Source organism: Akkermansia sp. NBRC 115031 (assembly GCF_030268505.1).
In the GTDB taxonomy this organism is placed as follows: Bacteria; Verrucomicrobiota; Verrucomicrobiia; order Verrucomicrobiales; family Akkermansiaceae; genus Akkermansia; species Akkermansia massiliensis.
In genome coordinates, this window is sequence record NZ_BSQU01000010.1 from 1 (window position 1) to 15,813 (window position 15,813).

The window sequence follows — 15,813 nt, forward strand, 5'->3', positions numbered from 1 at the left end:
CTCCACTCTCCACTCTCCACTCTCCACTCTCCACTCTCCACTCTCCACTCTCCACTCTCCACTCTCCACTCTCCACTCTCCACTCTCCACTCTCCACTCTCCACTCTCCACTCTCCACTCTCCACTCTCCACTCTCCCGCCTCAGGCCTTTTTACTGGACAGGGAGAAGAGGGTTCCGTACAGTTTGCGCGATATTCAAGCGTTCCGAATTTATGGCAATTTCAGATTACATCGTGACCATTGGCCTGGAAGTCCACTGCCAGATCAAGACGAAGAGCAAAATGTTCTGCTCCTGCGAGACCGGCTTTGGCTTTGAACCCAATACGCGCGTGTGCCCCACCTGCCTGGGGCTGCCGGGCGCACTGCCCGTCCTGAATGAGTTCGCCATTGAACGCACCCTGCTGACCGGGCTGATGCTGGGATGCTCCAGCCCGGAGGTTTCCCAGTGGGACCGCAAGAATTACTTCTACCCGGACATGGCGAAGAATTACCAGACTTCCCAGCTGGACCTGCCGCTGTGCCTGGGCGGGGAGGTGCCCCTGTATCCCTGGTCCTACCCGAACGACGTGATCAAGGCCGGCGTGCCCCCCTTCCGCACCGTGAAGCTGACCCGCATCCATTTGGAGGAAGACGCGGCGAAGATCACCCACCACGCCAATTATTCCCTGATTGACTACAACCGCGCGGGGTCCGCCCTGATGGAGATCGTCTCCGACCCGGACATCGATACCCCGGAGGAAGCCTACGCCTACCTCAAGTCCCTCCAGCAGATTCTGAATTACGGGGACATTTCCGACGCGGACATGGAGAAGGGCCAGATGCGCTGCGACGTGAACATTTCCCTGCGTCCCCACGGCCAGAAGGAACTGGGGGCAAAGGTGGAGATGAAGAATCTCAATTCCATGTCCGCCGTGCGCCGCGCCCTTCATTATGAAATCCGGCGACAGGCGGAAGAACTGGACATGGGCATCGCACAGATCCAGTCCACCCGCCGCTGGGACGACGAACGCGGGGAAAGCTCCATCATGCGCACCAAGGAAGACGCGCACGATTACCGCTATTTCCCCTGCCCGGACCTGGTGCCCATACACACCGCCCCGCTGGTGGAGAGGGTGCGCAGCCAGATTCCGGAACTGCCCCAGGAACGCCAGAAAAGGTTCATGGAGGAGTACGGCCTGAGCGAATATGACGCCAACGTGCTGGTGGGCGACCTGGAACTGGCCCGCTTCTTTGAAGAGGCGGCGCAGGGAACCGCCAGCGGCAAGAAGATCGCCAACTGGGTCATCAACAACATTTCCGCCGTGCTGAATGAAAAAGGCATGCGCCCGTCCGAATGCCCGGTGAAGCCCGGCGCCATCCGGGACCTGATCGCCATTATTGACGACGGCACCGTTTCCAACAACCAGGCCAAGGACGTATTCACCAAAATGTGGGAAGACCCGTCCCTCAATGCCGCGCAGGCAGCCAAGCTGCTCGGCTTTGAAAAGGCGGATTCCTCCTTCCTGGACGGCATCGTGCAGGAGGTCATTTCCGCCAATCCGGACAAGGTGGCGGAAATCCGGGGCGGCAACGACAAGCTCCTGAACTGGCTCACCGGCCAGGTGATGAAAGCCGCCAAAGGCAAAGCCAACCCGAAGATCGTGACGGAAGCGCTGAAAAAGGCTCTTTCAGAACAGTGACCAAAAACTAAAGATGAAAGACCAAATATTTTCCGGCACTAGCTTTAGTATTTGGTCTTTCCTATTTAGTATTTTTGTTCAAGCCCTCAGGGCTTGAACAGCTTCCGGTTCCCGGCCAGCGTGTTCCACACCTGCTTCACTTCCCCGGTCAGCGTCTGCTTGACCATGGCCAGGGAAAAGTCCGCGGCCTGTCCCAGGCTGATGTAGGGGGGCAGCGCGATGGCATCCCGGTCCACACGGGCATCCAGCAGAGCCGCGCCCGGGTAGTCCAGGAACGTTTTCACCATCTGGTCCACCTGGCTTGACTTATCCAGCACAAAGCCCTTGATGCCCACGGCGTCCGCCACGGCGGCAAAGGAGGGGTTGTCCAGGTTGATGCCCCACGGAATCAGGCCTGCGGCCTGCATTTCCAACTGGATGAAGTCCAGGCAGTCGTTATTGTACACCACCAGCTTCACCGGCAGCTTGTACTGCGCTATGGTAATGAGGTCCCCCAGCAGCATGGACAGGCCGCCGTCCCCGCACAGGGCGACTACCTGGCGGTTCGGGTACGCCTTCTGGGCCCCGATCGCCATCGGCATGGCATTCGCCATGGAGCCGTGATTGAAGGAAGCCAGCGTTTTTCTGCCCAGCGTGGAGCACAGGAAACGCGCGCTCCAGATGCAGGGGGTGCCCGTGTCCACGGTAAACACGGCGTCCGGAGCCGCGTACTTGTTCACGGCGGTGGTCACCTGTTCGGGGCGGATGGGCGATTCCTTGTCGTTCCCGTCCATGTAGGCATTCATGTCCTTCACATCCTTGGCGTGACGCTTCAGGGAGGCGTCCAGGTGGTCGGAATCCTTTTTCTCTTCCACCATTCCCAGCAGGGCGTCCACCGTGGCGCCCACGTCCCCGCAGATTCCCAGGTCCAGGCGGCAGCGGCGGCCCAGCACTTCCCCGCGACGGTCGATCTGGACGATGGAGGGCTTGGTGGGAAGGAAGTTGAAATAGGGGAAATCCGTCCCCCACATCACGATCAGGTCGCTCTCATGCATGGCCTTGTACGCGTCACCCCAGCCCAGCAGTCCGGTCATGCCTACGCCCACGGGGTTGTCATGCTCAAAATAGTCCTTGCCGCGCCAGGTGTAGGCGATCGGGGCCTTCACGCGGGCGGCGAGCTGCACCACCTTGCGTTCCGCTCCGGCGCAGCCGCCCCCGCAGAAGAAAGTAATGCGGTCGTGTGAAGCGAGCATCTGGGCCAGCCGCGCCACGGATTCATGGTCCGGAACCACTGTTTCCCGGGCGAAGGCGGGTGGATGCACCAGGTCTTTGGCCTCCGCCGGCGCGTCCGCCACGTCGCCCGGCAGCACGATGACGCCCACGTCATGCAGGGAATAGGCATGCTGGATGGCGGACATCAGCACGCGGGGAGCCTGCTCCGCCGTGGAAGCCAGTTCCGCATAAGAGCTGCATTCCTTGAACAGTTGTTCCGGATGGGTCACCTGGAAATAGTCCACCCCCACCTGGCTCTGGGGGATGTGGGAGGCGATCGCCAGCACGCGGGCCCTGCTCCGGTGGGCATCATAAAGGCCATTGATCAAGTGAAGATTGCCGGGGCCGCTGCTGCCGCAGCACACGGCCAGGTTACCGGTCAGCTGGGCTTCCGCACTGGCGGCAAAGGCGCCCACCTCCTCATGCCTCATGTGGATCCATTCGATGGTTTTTTTTCTGCGGAGGGCGTCCGTAATGGGGTTCAAACTGTCTCCCACAATGCCGTAAATGCGCTTTATTCCCGCTTTTTCCAAGATTTCAACAAGCTGATCAGCTACCGTATACATGCAGATTAGACCAAGACCGGTTGAAAAAAATCAATGCTTGTGTGTCATAGATACCGGGAGTTCTTTCCGCACGGAAAACCATGACGGATTTTCAAACAGCCGCCTCTCCTGCCGGGAGGCTTTTTCCTTGAAGAAACCGCGTTGGGGTCTATCTTGGCAAGGTAGTTCCATTTTCCTTGATACCAAACCATGAAATTCCTCACTAAAGCTCTCCTGATGGCCGCCGTTCTGGGAAGCGTTGCCACCGTTCCCGCAGCAGTCGTCTTCCCGGGCCCCACCCCCGGCGCGGCCAATGCGGAGCAGGCGCCCTCCGGCTATACCCTTTCCAACAACATCCTGACGGCCAAATTCATCAACCGGGGCGGGAAGCTTTCCTTCGGAGGAATGACGTCCAAACTGGGCCCTGTAGCCAAGGCCGGGGATGAATTGTTCATCATCAACCTTCAGGACGGCCAGAGCATCAAGTCCTCCGGCCTGAAGGCGGGGGACGTCAAACTCGTCACCCTCCAGCCCAACCCCAAGGCGTTCAAACTGGCGGACCGCTTCCCTGGAAAAGCCGTCACGGCCTCCTTCCAGGCGCTGAACGGCTCCCTGCACATTTCCTGGCGCGCCGTACTCAGGGACAATTCCCACTACCTGCGGCAGGAACTCCGCCTGGTGAGCACAAAGCCCATCCAGATGAAGAGCATCGTGGCCATGCAGTATGACCTGGTGGAAGGGAAGGCGGGTTCCCCCTCCGTTTCCGGCAATGCCAGGGGCGCGCTCATCGTGAACGACCTGGCGTTCACCGCCCTGGAAACGCCCATGGGCATCAACACCGTGGGAGGCTCCGGAAACGCGGCAGGCGGGGAGTCCACAGCCTGGAACGCGGACAAATGGTCCACGGCTTCATGGACGGGCAATTTCAACATTCCGCAGGAGCTGAAAAAGCAGTACGGGGAACAGGTGGCCTGCGCGGAAGGCCCCGTCACCATTGACGGCAAGGGCTCCTGCATCATTACTTTCCAGTACAAGGGAGGCGACAAGGGAAACAACAAGCTGAACACCGCCGGCGTGCAGCTCCTTTCCGCCAAGGGGGCCGTCCTTGACTCCGACTTTCACGCCGGGAGTACCGGAGACGCCAATGCCAACAATTCCTACACCGTAAAAGTTCCCGCCAAGGGGAATTACCTGCTGCGCTACTGGGTCCAGACCAAGAGCGAACCGATTGCCAGCAAGGGGGAAATCACTTTCTCCCTGCCCGTGCGCACGCTGGAGGAAAAAGAAGACGCCCAGGCGGACGATTCCCAGCTCGCCCAGGGCGTCTGGAGCCGCAAAACCACCATGCAGCCCAGGGAGGTGTGGGAGGTGTCCTCCGTCCTCGGCATCTTCGCCCCCGGCCAGCAACGCCGTTCCTTCCTGGCCTATATGGAGCGGGAGCGCGTGATGCCCTACCGTCCCTTCATCCATTACAATTCCTGGTATGAACTGAACATCAACCGGAACAATGATTCAGACCCCGCCAAGCGCATGACGGAAGAACAGTGCCTGGCCGTCCTGAAGGATTGGCAGGAACAGTTTTTCCAGAAGCGCGGCATGTCCATTGACGCTTTCGTCTGGGACGACGGCTGGGACGAGTTCAACAGCCTGTGGGATTTCCACAAGATGTTCCCGCAGGGCTTCAGGCGCATTGACGCCGCCGCGGGTAAACAAAAGGCCGGCATCGGCACCTGGCTGGGCCCGGTGGGCGGCTACGGAGCCTCCAAGGGCAAGCGCCTGGCCCACTGGAACGTGAAGCACCCGGACAACAAGATCGGCAACTTCCAGCTTTCCAACAAGGAATACTTTGACGCCTTTGTGGGCCGCTGCTCCCAGATGGTGAAGGATTACAATATGAAGTACTTCAAATTCGACGGCATCAGCACCCATTTCCACGCCAAGGGCCCCGGCAACGAGGAGGATGCGGAAGGCATCATCCGCGTGCTGAACGCCCTGCGCAAGAAGAAGGGGGACCTTTACATCAATTGCACCGTGGGCACTTGGGCCTCCCCGTTCTGGTTCCGTTATGCGGATTCCGTATGGAGGCAGGAAAACGACTTCGGAACGATCGGCGTGGGCGACAACCGCGACAAGTGGATCACCTACCGCGACCGCCTGGTGCATGAGGTCTTTGTGCAGGGTTCCCCGCTGATGCCCATCAATTCCATGATGACCCACGGCCTGATGGTCACCAAGTTCGGGCCGCCCGCGTGCATGCCCCGCGACCCTGAAAACGTGAAGAAGGAACTCCGCTGCGCCACGGCCTGCGGCACCTCCCTGCAGGAGCTTTACGTGGACAGGGACCTGATGAACGCCAAGGACGGCATGCTGTGGGACGAGCTGGCCAAGGGCATTAAATGGATACGCCGCAACGCGGACGTTCTGGACGACGTGCACTGGGTGGGCGGCAACCCGTGGAACAAGGAGGCCAATGAAGGGGCCGTGTACGGCTGGGCCGCATGGAATAAAAACAAGGCCACCCTGGCCCTCCGCAATTCCTCCGACCAGGAAAAGAGCCTGACCGGCACCCTGCGCGGCATCCTGGACATTCCCGCGGACGTCAAGGGGGCCATCACCTTCAAGGATTCCTATGACGACCAGCGGGAGCTGGACGGCTTCTCCGGCAAGACCGTAAACATTGACAAGGAGCTCACCTTCACGCTAAAGCCCTTTGAAGTGCTGGTGTACGAAGGAGGAAAGGTCAAATAAAAGCTTCCGGAGTCCCGGAGCCACGCTCCCGCTCAAGCAGAAGCGGCACTTGAAAAGCTACATTGGGGGGGAGGCTGGAAAAGCAGCCTCCCTCCATTTTTTCCACCCGTCCCTGCGCCCGGGTCAGAACGTTTTCTCAAACGTCACCGCTTCCAGCGGGTCGGAGGGGTTGACCGGCATCACCAGGCATTCCGCATTCTCCCCGCCCAGGTACAGCGTCAAACTGCTGCCGGGGGAATAAACGATGGAGACGCCGTAATATCCCCCTTTCTTCACCAGGGACCAGGTTCCGCGGCAGGAGGAAACGAGGTCCTCCTCCAGCACGGAAAGGTCATCCCTGTCTTCCGGGCGGGAAATCCACCTGCCCCACGCCTCCGGGCGCGGGAAGGAGGAAATCTCGCACGTTCCGTCTTCATTCAGGAGAAGCGTGGAGGAGCTGACCTGGAAAAAGCGCTTCAGCTCCGGAGGCCGGAAAAACCACCGCTCCCTGGGGGAGGATTCCACCTCGTACTTTCCGGACAGGGCCTGGAGCTCCGGCTCCTGGATCCACAGGAAAGTCTTTTGATGCATCACCTGGCGGCACGCCAGGCCCACCACGGCCAGCAGGGAAAGGAACGCCAGGGCAAACGCCCACAGGGCCAGCCGCTTTCTCCACCACGCATACACGGCGGCCAGTCCCGCCACGCTGCCCACGCAGACCCAGAACCCCCAGGAGCGGGAGAGGAAGGCAAGGGCGTCCGCCAGTACGGAAAGGCCATGAGAAAGATCATTCCACATAGGTGCTTCAGAATCGCCGGAACTCCGTCAAAGTCAAGGCAACAATGCCGCCTTTTACGGCACGGGAGGCAAGCCGCGCCGCTCCTTTCCCAAAAACTCCCGTCATCATCCCTGAAAATCCTCCTCCGCACTTTTCTCACGGACTCCAATCAGGTAAAGAAACATCTCAACCATGAAGAGTGCAGCACATCACCAGGGACTTTCGGAACAGCAGGTTCTGGAAAACCGGACCAAATACGGGGTCAATATCCTGACGCCCCCGGTAAAGGAACCCCTGTGGAAGCAGTTCCTGGAAAAATTCTCAGACCCCATCATCAAGATTCTGCTGGTGGCCCTGCTCCTGTCCGTAGGCGTGGCCTGCTACCAGTTCTTCACCGGAGCGGAACCGGCCAGCGTCTTCCTGGAGCCCGTGGGCATCCTGGTAGCCATCCTGCTGGCTACCTGCGTGGGCTTCGCCTTCGAGGTAAGCGCCAACAAGAAGTTTGAAATCCTGAACCAGGTCAACGACGAGACCATGGTCCAGGTGATCCGCGGCGGCAATATCTGCGAACTTCCCCGCCGGGACGTGGTGGTGGGAGACATCGTCATCCTGAACACTGGGGAGGAGGTTCCGGCGGACGGCGTCCTGCTGGAAGCCGTTTCCCTCCAGGTCAACGAATCCACGCTGACGGGGGAACCCCTCATCGGCAAAACCACGAATGAGGCGGAATTCAAGAAGGACGCCACCTACCCCTCCAACCACGTTCTGAAAGGAACCACCGTGGCGGACGGCCACGGCATCATGGAAGTGACGTCCGTAGGGGACAGGACGGAATACGGCAAGGTCTATGAAGGCTCCCAGATCGACAACAAGGTGCAGACTCCCCTCAACCGCCAGCTTTCCAGGCTGGGCGACCTCATCACCTGGGCCAGCTACGCCATTGCCGCCCTCATCATCATCGGGCGGCTTACCCTGTATTTCTCCCACCTGCCCGGCCCCGTGGAATGGCTGAGCGCGGGAACCTACATTCTGAACACCGTCATGATCGCCGTGACCGTCATCGTGGTTACGGTGCCGGAAGGGCTGCCCATGAGCGTCACCCTGAGCCTGGCCCTGAGCATGAAGAGCATGCTCGCCAACAACAACCTGGTGCGCAAGATGCACGCCTGCGAAACCATGGGGGCCGCCACCGTCATCTGCACGGACAAGACGGGCACCCTGACGCGCAACCAGATGAACGTATACAAGGCGGACTTCTACGGCCTGGGGGACGCCGCCCCGGCGGACGGCGAGCTGGGCAACCTGATCCGGGAAGGCATCGCCGTCAACTCCACCGCCTTCCTGGACTATGCGGACCCGGAACACATCAAGGCCCTGGGCAATCCCACGGAAGGGGCGCTCCTCCTGTGGCTGCACGGGCTGGGCGTGAATTACCTGGACCTGCGGGAAAACGCCCGCGTGCAGGAACAGCTCACTTTTTCCACGGAACGTAAGTACATGGCTACCGTGGTGGAATCCCCCCTGCTGGGCAAAAAAGTCCTTTACGTGAAGGGCGCGCCGGAAATCGTGCTGGGCCTCTGCTCCACCGTCCTGACTCCGGAAGGCCAGGTTCCTGCCGCGGACATGCGCCCCGCCATTGAGGAACAGCTCCTGGCCTACCAGAACCAGGCCATGCGCACGCTGGGCTTCGCGTACCGAATCCTGGATGATGACGCCCCGGTGTTTGAGGACGGCCGCGTCATCCGCAAAGACCTGGTTTACCTGGGCATCGCCGCCATTTCCGACCCCGTCCGGGACGACGTGCCCCAGGCTGTGAAGGACTGCATGGACGCGGGCATCAATATCAAGATCGTCACGGGGGACACCCCCGGCACCGCACGGGAAATCGGCCGCCAGATCGGCCTGTGGACGGAGGCGGACACGCCGGACCGCCTGATGACGGGCGTGGAGTTTGAACAGACGCCGGATGCGGAACTGCTGGACCGCGTGATGGACCTGAAAATCATGTGCCGCGCCAGGCCCATGGACAAGGAACGCCTGGTGAAGCTGCTCCAGAAGAAGGACCAGGTGGTGGCCGTCACCGGGGACGGCACCAACGACGCCCCCGCCCTGAACGCCGCGCAGGTGGGCCTCTCCATGGGGGACGGCACTACCGTAGCCAAGGAGGCCAGCGCCATCACCATCCTGGACAATTCCTTCATGAGCATTTCCCGCGCCGTCATGTGGGGACGCTCCCTGTACCGGAATATCCAGCGCTTCATCGTCTTCCAGATGACCATCAACGTGGCGGCCTGCCTCATTGTGCTCATCGGCGCGTTCCTGGGCACGGAATCCCCCCTCACGGTCACGCAGATGCTCTGGGTCAACCTCATCATGGATACCTTCGCCGCGCTGGCCCTGGCCTCCCTGCCGCCGGACGAACGCGTGATGCAGGATCCGCCGCGCAAGACGACGGACCACATCATCACCCGCCCCATGGGCAGGAACATTCTGGGCGTGGGCATCCTGTTCGTGGCCTTCCTGTTCGGCCTGCTGCAATACTTCAAGCATGCGGACGTCACCAGCCTCACGCAGTTCAGCCTCAGCGGCTACTTCGGCAGCTACCTGGACTTCTCCTCACCGGAGCATGAACTGACCGGCTATGAACTGTCCCTGTTTTTCACCATCTTCGTCCTTCTCCAGTTCTGGAACATGTTCAACGCCAAGGCTTTCAACACGCACCAGAGCGCCTTTGCCCGCATGGGCGCCAGCATCGGGGGCTTCGGAGTGGTGGCTCTGCTCATCCTGGCCGGGCAATACCTCATCGTCACCTTCGGCGGCAAGATGTTCAACGTGGTGCCCCTGAGCTGGACGGACTGGGGCATCATCTTTGCCGGCACCTCCCTCGTCCTGTGGATCGGAGAGCTGGTGCGCGCCTTCACGCCGGACAAATCCTCCGCCCGCCCGTAAGACGTCCCGCCGCGTCATCCGGGTGAAAATCCACCTGCATGACACGGACGGCGCTGCCGCCCGGAAAGCCTTCTTTCAACAAAGGAGGCCGCCGGCGTGTCATTCACAGCATGGACTTGACACGCCTGACGGGCTCTATCTCCGGTTCCGCCGTTCTCCTCTTCTTGTTCTCCCTCCTTTTTTCCGGGTGTAAAAAGACGGAACAGGTGCCGCATGAAACGCCCACGCTTATTTACGAACAGCCTGTTGCCATGGACATCCCGGTGATGGGAAGCTGGGTGGGCCATCTGGACGGCGTGGACAACGCCTCCATCGTTCCCCAAATCACGGGCTACCTGCAAACGCAGAATTACGCCAACGGCGCCATTGTGAAGAAGGGGGAGGTGCTTTTCCGCATTGACGATTCCACCTTCAAGGACCAGGTCTCCAGGGCCAAAGCCACGCTGGAACAGGCGCAGGCCCAGCTCCAGCAGTTGAATTATGACGCGGAGATTTACAAGCCCCTGGCCGCGGAGAACGCCATTTCCAAGCAGAAGTACGAGGATACGCGCCTCTCCGCCATTGCCGCGGAAGCGCAGGTGCAGCAGGCCACGGCGGCCCTGGCCCTGGCTGAAAAGAATCTTTCCTATACGGTGCTGTATGCCCCCTTTGACGGAATCGCCGGCATTTCCAAGACGAATATAGGCGACCTGGTCAGCCCGGAAAGCGGCCCCCTCGCCGTCGTATCCTCCGTCAATCCCATCCGCGTCAACTTTGCCGTCACCCAGCAGGAATGGATCCAGCAGGCCGGCAAGAACGGGAATGAAGGCGTCCAGACGGGCAGCAAGCTGGATATCACGCTGAAAGACGGTACCAAATACCCGGAACAGGCTACGGTGGTAGCCATTGACCGGGCGTTCAACCCCCAGACGGGCACCATCCGCGTGCAGGCCAACCTCCCCAATGCCGATTACCTGCTGCGTCCCGGCATGTTCATCATGGCTACGGCCCGGCTGGCTACCGTCAAAAACGCGCTGACCGTTCCGGCAAAGGCTCTTCTTTCCACGCAGGGGCGCTTTTTCGTCATTGCGCTGGATGAGAACAACCACCCTTCCATCATCCCCGTGCAGGCCGGAACGCAGCTCGGCGACCGGCAGCAGGTCATTCCGCTGAAACCGGGTTCCCTCACCCCGCAGAGCAAAGTGGTCGTGGACGGCCTTCTCCAGGCGGAAATGGCCTCCAGAAACCCGGACGCACGCCTGAAAGCGGTACCCGCCAGCAACCAATAAGCCCCTCCCGCCATGGCCGATTTCTTCATCAAGCGCCCCATCCTCTCCATCTGCCTCTCCATCATCATCGTCCTGCTGGGGACCTTCTCCATTCTGCGCCTGCCCATTTCCGAGTATCCGGACATCATCCCCCCTTCCATCCAGGTGACGGCCACCTATCCCGGAGCGGATTGCGAGACGGTGGTCAAATCCATCGCATCCCCCATTGAGCAGCAGATGTCCGGCGTGGACGGCATGTCCTACATGACTTCCGTCAATACCAACAACGGGCAGATGAGCATGATGATCCTCTTTGAGATCGGCACGGAGGCGAACATGGACCAGGTGCTTTCCTACCTGCGCTACGGGCAGGCCACCTCCCAGCTTCCGCCGGAAGTCAGCGAACTGGGCGTCTCCCTGCGCAAGACCAGCGGGCTGCCCGCCCTGGTCGTCAGCCTTTATTCCCCCCAGGGAACCTACGACGGCCTCTGGCTGGCCAATTACGCGTATATCAACATGGTGGACGCCATCAAGCGCGTGCCCGGCGTGGGCGACGTGCAGGTGTTCGGCTCCGGCCGCTATGCCATGCGCATCTGGCTGAATCCGGAAAAGATGGCCGCCCTGAACATCACGGCCCGTGACGTGATGCTGGCGGTGCAGGCCCAGAACGCCGTGAACCCGGCGGGCAAGATAGGCGCGCAGCCCGCTCCGCCGGACCAGCAGCTTTCCTTCACCGTGAAGGCGCCCGGACGCCTGACCAGCGTGAAGGAGTTTGAAAACATCGTGGTGCGCGGACAGGGCAGTTCCATCGTGCGGGTGGGTGACGTCGCCCGCGTGGAGCTGGGTTCGGAGACTTACAGCCTCAGCTCTTCCGTGAACGGCATGCCCGCCGCCTCCATCGGCATTTACGAAGCGCCCGGAGGGAACGCCATCCAGCTGGTGGACAATATCAAGGCCCTGCTGAACGATACGGACATGCCCCCCGGCATGGATTACCTCGTTTCCCTGGACTCCACGCTGGCCGTCCGCGCCGGGATTGAAGACATCGTCAGCACGCTGGTGATCGCCCTGGGCCTGGTTGTGCTGGTGGTCTTCATCTTCCTCCAGGGCTGGCGCGGCACGCTGATTCCGGCTTTTGCCGTGCCGGTGTCCATCGTGGGCGCCTTCATCGCCTTTCCGTTTTTCGGCTTTTCCATCAATACCATCTGCCTGATGGGCCTTGTGCTGGCCATCGGCCTGGTGGTGGACGACGCCATCGTGGTGGTGGAGGCGGTGAAGAACCATATTTCCAACGGAGAAAAGCCGCTCCAGGCCACCATCGCGGCCATGAAGGAGGTATCCGGCCCCATCGTGAGCACGGCCCTGGTGATTTCCTGCGTGTTCGTGCCCACCCTGCTGCTGCCCGGCGTCACGGGCAAGCTGTTCGAGCAGTTCGCCGTGACTATCGGCATGTCCATCATCATTTCCGCCTTCTGCGCCCTGTCCCTCAGCCCCACCCTGTCCGCAGGGCTGCTGAAAGGAGGGAAAGCGGATTCCATCCCCCTGCTGGGGCCCTTCTTCAAGTTATTCAACAAGGGCTTCAACAAGGCGCGCGACTGGTACGTGGAAATTTGTGCCAAGCTCATCCGGCACATGTGGCTTTCCATCCTGCTGCTGGCCGCCATGACCGCCCTCCTCTTCCCTCTCGCCAAACTCATTCCCACCGGCTTCCTTCCCAATGAGGACCAGGGCTACCTGTTCGGCGGCGTGGAACTGCCGGACAATACCTCCCTGAACGTCACGGCGGCCACCGCCGCGCGGATTGAACAGATCATCCGGGAAGATCCCGGCGTGGAAGTGGTCACCACCGTAAACGGGTTCAACCTCATCAGCTCCGTCCAGAGCTCCTCCAATTCCTTCTTCTTCATTTCCCTGAAACCATGGTCCGAACGCACCGCCCCGGGCATGACGGCGGACGGCATCGCCGCCCGGCTAAAAAGCAAGCTGAACGCGGAGATTTCCTCCGGCATGGCGTACGTGGTCCCGCCGCCGCCCCTGCCGGGCGTGGGCACATCCGGAGACGTCACCTTCCTGCTGGAGGACCGCCAGGGCATCGGGGAGAAATTCCTGGCCGCCAATACGTCCAAATTCATCGAGGCTGCGGAAAAGAGGCCGGAAATCGCGGGCATCAGCAATTTCATGTCTCCCTCCAACCTTCAGTACAATCTGAACGTGAATACGGAGCAAGCCACCCTCCAGAACATGAACGTGGATGAGATTTACGCCACCATCCAGGCGTATATGGGCAGCACCTTTCTGAACAATTTCAACATTTACGGTCAGGAATGGCAGGTGTACATGCAGGCGGACGCCCCGTACCGGAACAGCATCGACAAGCTTTCCATGTTTTACGTGCGCAACAATGACGGCGACCCGGTCCCGCTGGATTCCGTCATTAACGTCACTCACGGCTGGGCGCCGGAATTCCTGATCCGCCAGAACATGTTCAACAGCTCCCAGCTCAACGTCACCCCGGCTCCGGGCTATTCCTCCGGGCAGGTCATGAATGCCCTGGAGGAAGTCTTCGCCCAGACCATGCCGTCCGGCATGGGGTATGACTACTCCGGCATGAGCTACCAGGAAAAACAGGCGCAGAAAGGCATCACCATCGGCATGATCTTTGCGGCGTCCGCCGTGTTCGTTTTCCTGATCCTGGCCTCCCTGTATGAGAGCTGGTCCCTGCCCGTGGCCGTCTTCATGACCGCCCCCATCGCCATCCTGGGCGCATTCCTGGCCCTGTGGATGTTCGGGCTGAACCTGAACATTTATTCGGAAATCGGCCTCATCGTGCTGATTGCGCTGGCGGCCAAGAATGCCATCCTCATCGTGGAATTCGCCGTGCTGGAACTGAGGCAGGGCACGGACCTGCTTACGGCCACGCTGGACGCGGCCAGAATCCGCCTGCGCCCCATCCTGATGACCTGCTTTGCCTTCATCATGGGCTGCCTTCCCCTGGCCGTAGCCACGGGAGCGGGAGCGGCGGCGCGGCAGGTGGTGGGCGTGGGAGTCATCGGCGGCATGATTACGGCCGTCTTCATCGGGGTGTTCTTCATCCCCTCCTTCTTCTACCTGATTGCCAAGCTGGCCAAACTGGACAAGAAAGCGGCGCGGGAACTCCAGGAAAAGGCCCAGGGAGCAGCCGCCCCGGCCAAGTAGGCCACGCCGCACGCCCGGAACGGCAAAGCCCGCGCCTGCACGGGAGCCCTTTCCGCTACATCCAGAATATCCAGGCCCAGAAAGCCTTCACGAAGACGAGCACCACATTGATCAGCAACCCTACCTTCACCATGGTCATCTGAGGGAATTTCCCTGTGGCGAAGGCCAGGGCGTTGGGAGGCGTGGAGACGGGAAGCATGAAGGCGCAAGAGGCCCCGATGCCCACCAGAAGCACCAGCGGCGTGGCGGACATGCCCATGGCGGAGGCCACTGTCACCATCAACGGGGCCACCAGGGCGGTGCTGGCCGTATTGGAGCAGAATTCCGTCAGCGACGTGATGAAGAGGCTGATGATGAGCAGGATGATAATGGGACTCTGCCCCATGGCCAGGGAAGATACCTGGTCCGCCAGAAATCCCGCCGCCCCCGTCTGGACGAGGATGCTGCTGAGCGTGATGCCGCCGCCGAACAGCAGCAGGACGCCCCAGTCCGTATTTTTGGCGATGCCGCCCCAGTTGATGACCCCGCACAGGGGCAGCAGAACCGCGGCACACAGCGCAATGAGCGTGTCCATGGACGGAATGCCGCCCAGAGCGGAGGAAAGGAAGCTGCTGCACATCCAGCTCCCGGCCACCAGCACGAAGAGAAGCAGCACGCGCACCTGCCTGGCATTCAGCCGGGCCTCCGCATCCTCCCCTTCCGCCGGGGCCATGTCCACATGCAGCCCCAGCCGCGGGCGGAAGAACAGGTACATCAGGCAGAAGACAATCACTCCGAATACCAGGACAATGGGCATGGCAATCCGGAACCATTCCGCAAATCCCATGCCGAGCTCATGCGCCGCAATGGCGTTGGGAGGAGAACCCACCAGCGTTCCCATGCCGCCGATGGAGGCGCTGTACGCCACCCCCAGCACGGCAAAGGGAGCCGTCGTCTTGAGCTTTTCCGCCGGAATGCGGTCCAGCAGGCCGATGACCAGCGGGAGCATCATGGCCGCCGTGGCCGTATTGGACATCCACATGGAGAGGAACGCCGTAGCCAGGAAAATCAGGATCAGGGCCATCCCCAGGCTTCCGCGGGCCATCCGGAGGATTTTTCCAGCCAGCCAGGTATCAATTTTCTGTTCGTGGAGAGCCCCGGCCAGCGCAAAGCCGCCGAAGAACAGGAAAATGGTGGGATCCGCAAAGCCGGCCAATGCCTTCGCCCCCGGAAGAATCCCCATGAACATGGCGAGCACCGGCACCAGCAGGGCGGTCACGGTTACATGCAGTGCTTCCGTCAGCCACAGAATACCGATGAAGGTGAGAACGGCCAGCCCCCTGGCTACCTCCGGCTCCACGGGAAGCCACTTGAGCATGGCCAGGAAAAGAAGCACGTCACACGCAATGATGATGTAATTGCGGTGTCCTTTGGCGGTGTCGGTGGTACGGTGGCGCATGGCT

At 60.9% G+C, this 15,813-nt stretch carries 8 protein-coding genes; 5 read left to right on the forward strand and 3 right to left on the reverse strand.

The features are described 5' to 3' along the window. Positions 1 to 212: 212 nt before the first annotated feature. A complete protein-coding gene (gene gatB, locus QSJ36_RS12115) occupies positions 213 to 1,679 on the forward strand; it encodes an Asp-tRNA(Asn)/Glu-tRNA(Gln) amidotransferase subunit GatB (protein WP_285468737.1) in 1,467 nt (488 codons plus the stop codon). Between the two features lie 86 nt (positions 1,680 to 1,765). Here gatB and QSJ36_RS12120 read toward each other — a convergent pair whose 3' ends face one another. Beyond that, the gene (locus QSJ36_RS12120) at positions 1,766 to 3,496 is read right to left on the reverse strand and encodes a thiamine pyrophosphate-dependent enzyme (protein ID WP_285468738.1); all 1,731 of its coding nucleotides are present in this window, start codon (positions 3,494 to 3,496) and stop codon (positions 1,766 to 1,768) included. Positions 3,497 to 3,685: 189 nt separating this feature from the next. Here QSJ36_RS12120 and QSJ36_RS12125 point away from each other — a divergent pair, with 189 nt between their 5' ends. Beyond that, positions 3,686 to 6,223 carry a hypothetical protein gene (locus QSJ36_RS12125; RefSeq protein ID WP_285468739.1) on the forward strand — a complete coding sequence of 846 codons (2,538 nt, stop codon included), beginning with the start codon at positions 3,686 to 3,688 and terminating at the stop codon, positions 6,221 to 6,223. A 123-nt stretch (positions 6,224 to 6,346) separates the two neighbouring features. Here QSJ36_RS12125 and QSJ36_RS12130 read toward each other — a convergent pair whose 3' ends face one another. Beyond that, positions 6,347 to 7,000: a hypothetical protein gene (locus tag QSJ36_RS12130; RefSeq protein WP_102722876.1), complete on the reverse strand. Its 654-nt coding sequence runs from the start codon at positions 6,998 to 7,000 to the stop codon at positions 6,347 to 6,349. 172 nt (positions 7,001 to 7,172) lie between these two features. Here QSJ36_RS12130 and QSJ36_RS12135 point away from each other — a divergent pair, with 172 nt between their 5' ends. The 3 genes from QSJ36_RS12135 (at position 7,173) to QSJ36_RS12145 (ending at position 14,371) form a co-directional block, all read left to right on the forward strand. Next, on the forward strand, positions 7,173 to 9,929 hold the full coding sequence (locus QSJ36_RS12135) for a calcium-translocating P-type ATPase, PMCA-type (protein ID WP_022397433.1): 2,757 nt from the start codon (positions 7,173 to 7,175) through the stop codon (positions 9,927 to 9,929). A gap of 110 nt (positions 9,930 to 10,039) precedes the next feature. Further along, positions 10,040 to 11,197, forward strand: coding sequence for an efflux RND transporter periplasmic adaptor subunit (locus QSJ36_RS12140; RefSeq protein WP_180971735.1), 1,158 nt, complete (start codon positions 10,040 to 10,042; stop codon positions 11,195 to 11,197). A 12-nt stretch (positions 11,198 to 11,209) separates the two neighbouring features. After that, a complete protein-coding gene (locus tag QSJ36_RS12145) occupies positions 11,210 to 14,371 on the forward strand; it encodes an efflux RND transporter permease subunit (RefSeq protein WP_102730753.1) in 3,162 nt (1,053 codons plus the stop codon). A 55-nt stretch (positions 14,372 to 14,426) separates the two neighbouring features. Here the strand turns inward: QSJ36_RS12145 and QSJ36_RS12150 are convergent, their stop codons facing one another. Further along, complete coding sequence (locus QSJ36_RS12150) at positions 14,427 to 15,809, reverse strand: DASS family sodium-coupled anion symporter (RefSeq protein WP_285468740.1); 1,383 nt, start codon at positions 15,807 to 15,809, stop codon at positions 14,427 to 14,429. Between the last annotated feature and the right edge of the window lie 4 nt (positions 15,810 to 15,813).

What these genes read in the sequence shown, in the direction of transcription:
- gatB (WP_285468737.1), top strand. Translation starts at nt 213, where the DNA reads ATGGCAATTTCAGATTACATCGTGACCATTGGCCTGGAAGTCCACTGC.
- QSJ36_RS12120 (WP_285468738.1), bottom strand. Translation starts at nt 3,496, where the DNA reads ATGTATACGGTAGCTGATCAGCTTGTTGAAATCTTGGAAAAAGCGGGA.
- QSJ36_RS12135 (WP_022397433.1), top strand. Translation starts at nt 7,173, where the DNA reads ATGAAGAGTGCAGCACATCACCAGGGACTTTCGGAACAGCAGGTTCTG.
- QSJ36_RS12140 (WP_180971735.1), top strand. Translation starts at nt 10,040, where the DNA reads ATGGACTTGACACGCCTGACGGGCTCTATCTCCGGTTCCGCCGTTCTC.
- QSJ36_RS12125 (WP_285468739.1), top strand. Translation starts at nt 3,686, where the DNA reads ATGAAATTCCTCACTAAAGCTCTCCTGATGGCCGCCGTTCTGGGAAGC.
- QSJ36_RS12130 (WP_102722876.1), bottom strand. Translation starts at nt 7,000, where the DNA reads ATGTGGAATGATCTTTCTCATGGCCTTTCCGTACTGGCGGACGCCCTT.
- QSJ36_RS12145 (WP_102730753.1), top strand. Translation starts at nt 11,210, where the DNA reads ATGGCCGATTTCTTCATCAAGCGCCCCATCCTCTCCATCTGCCTCTCC.
- QSJ36_RS12150 (WP_285468740.1), bottom strand. Translation starts at nt 15,809, where the DNA reads ATGCGCCACCGTACCACCGACACCGCCAAAGGACACCGCAATTACATC.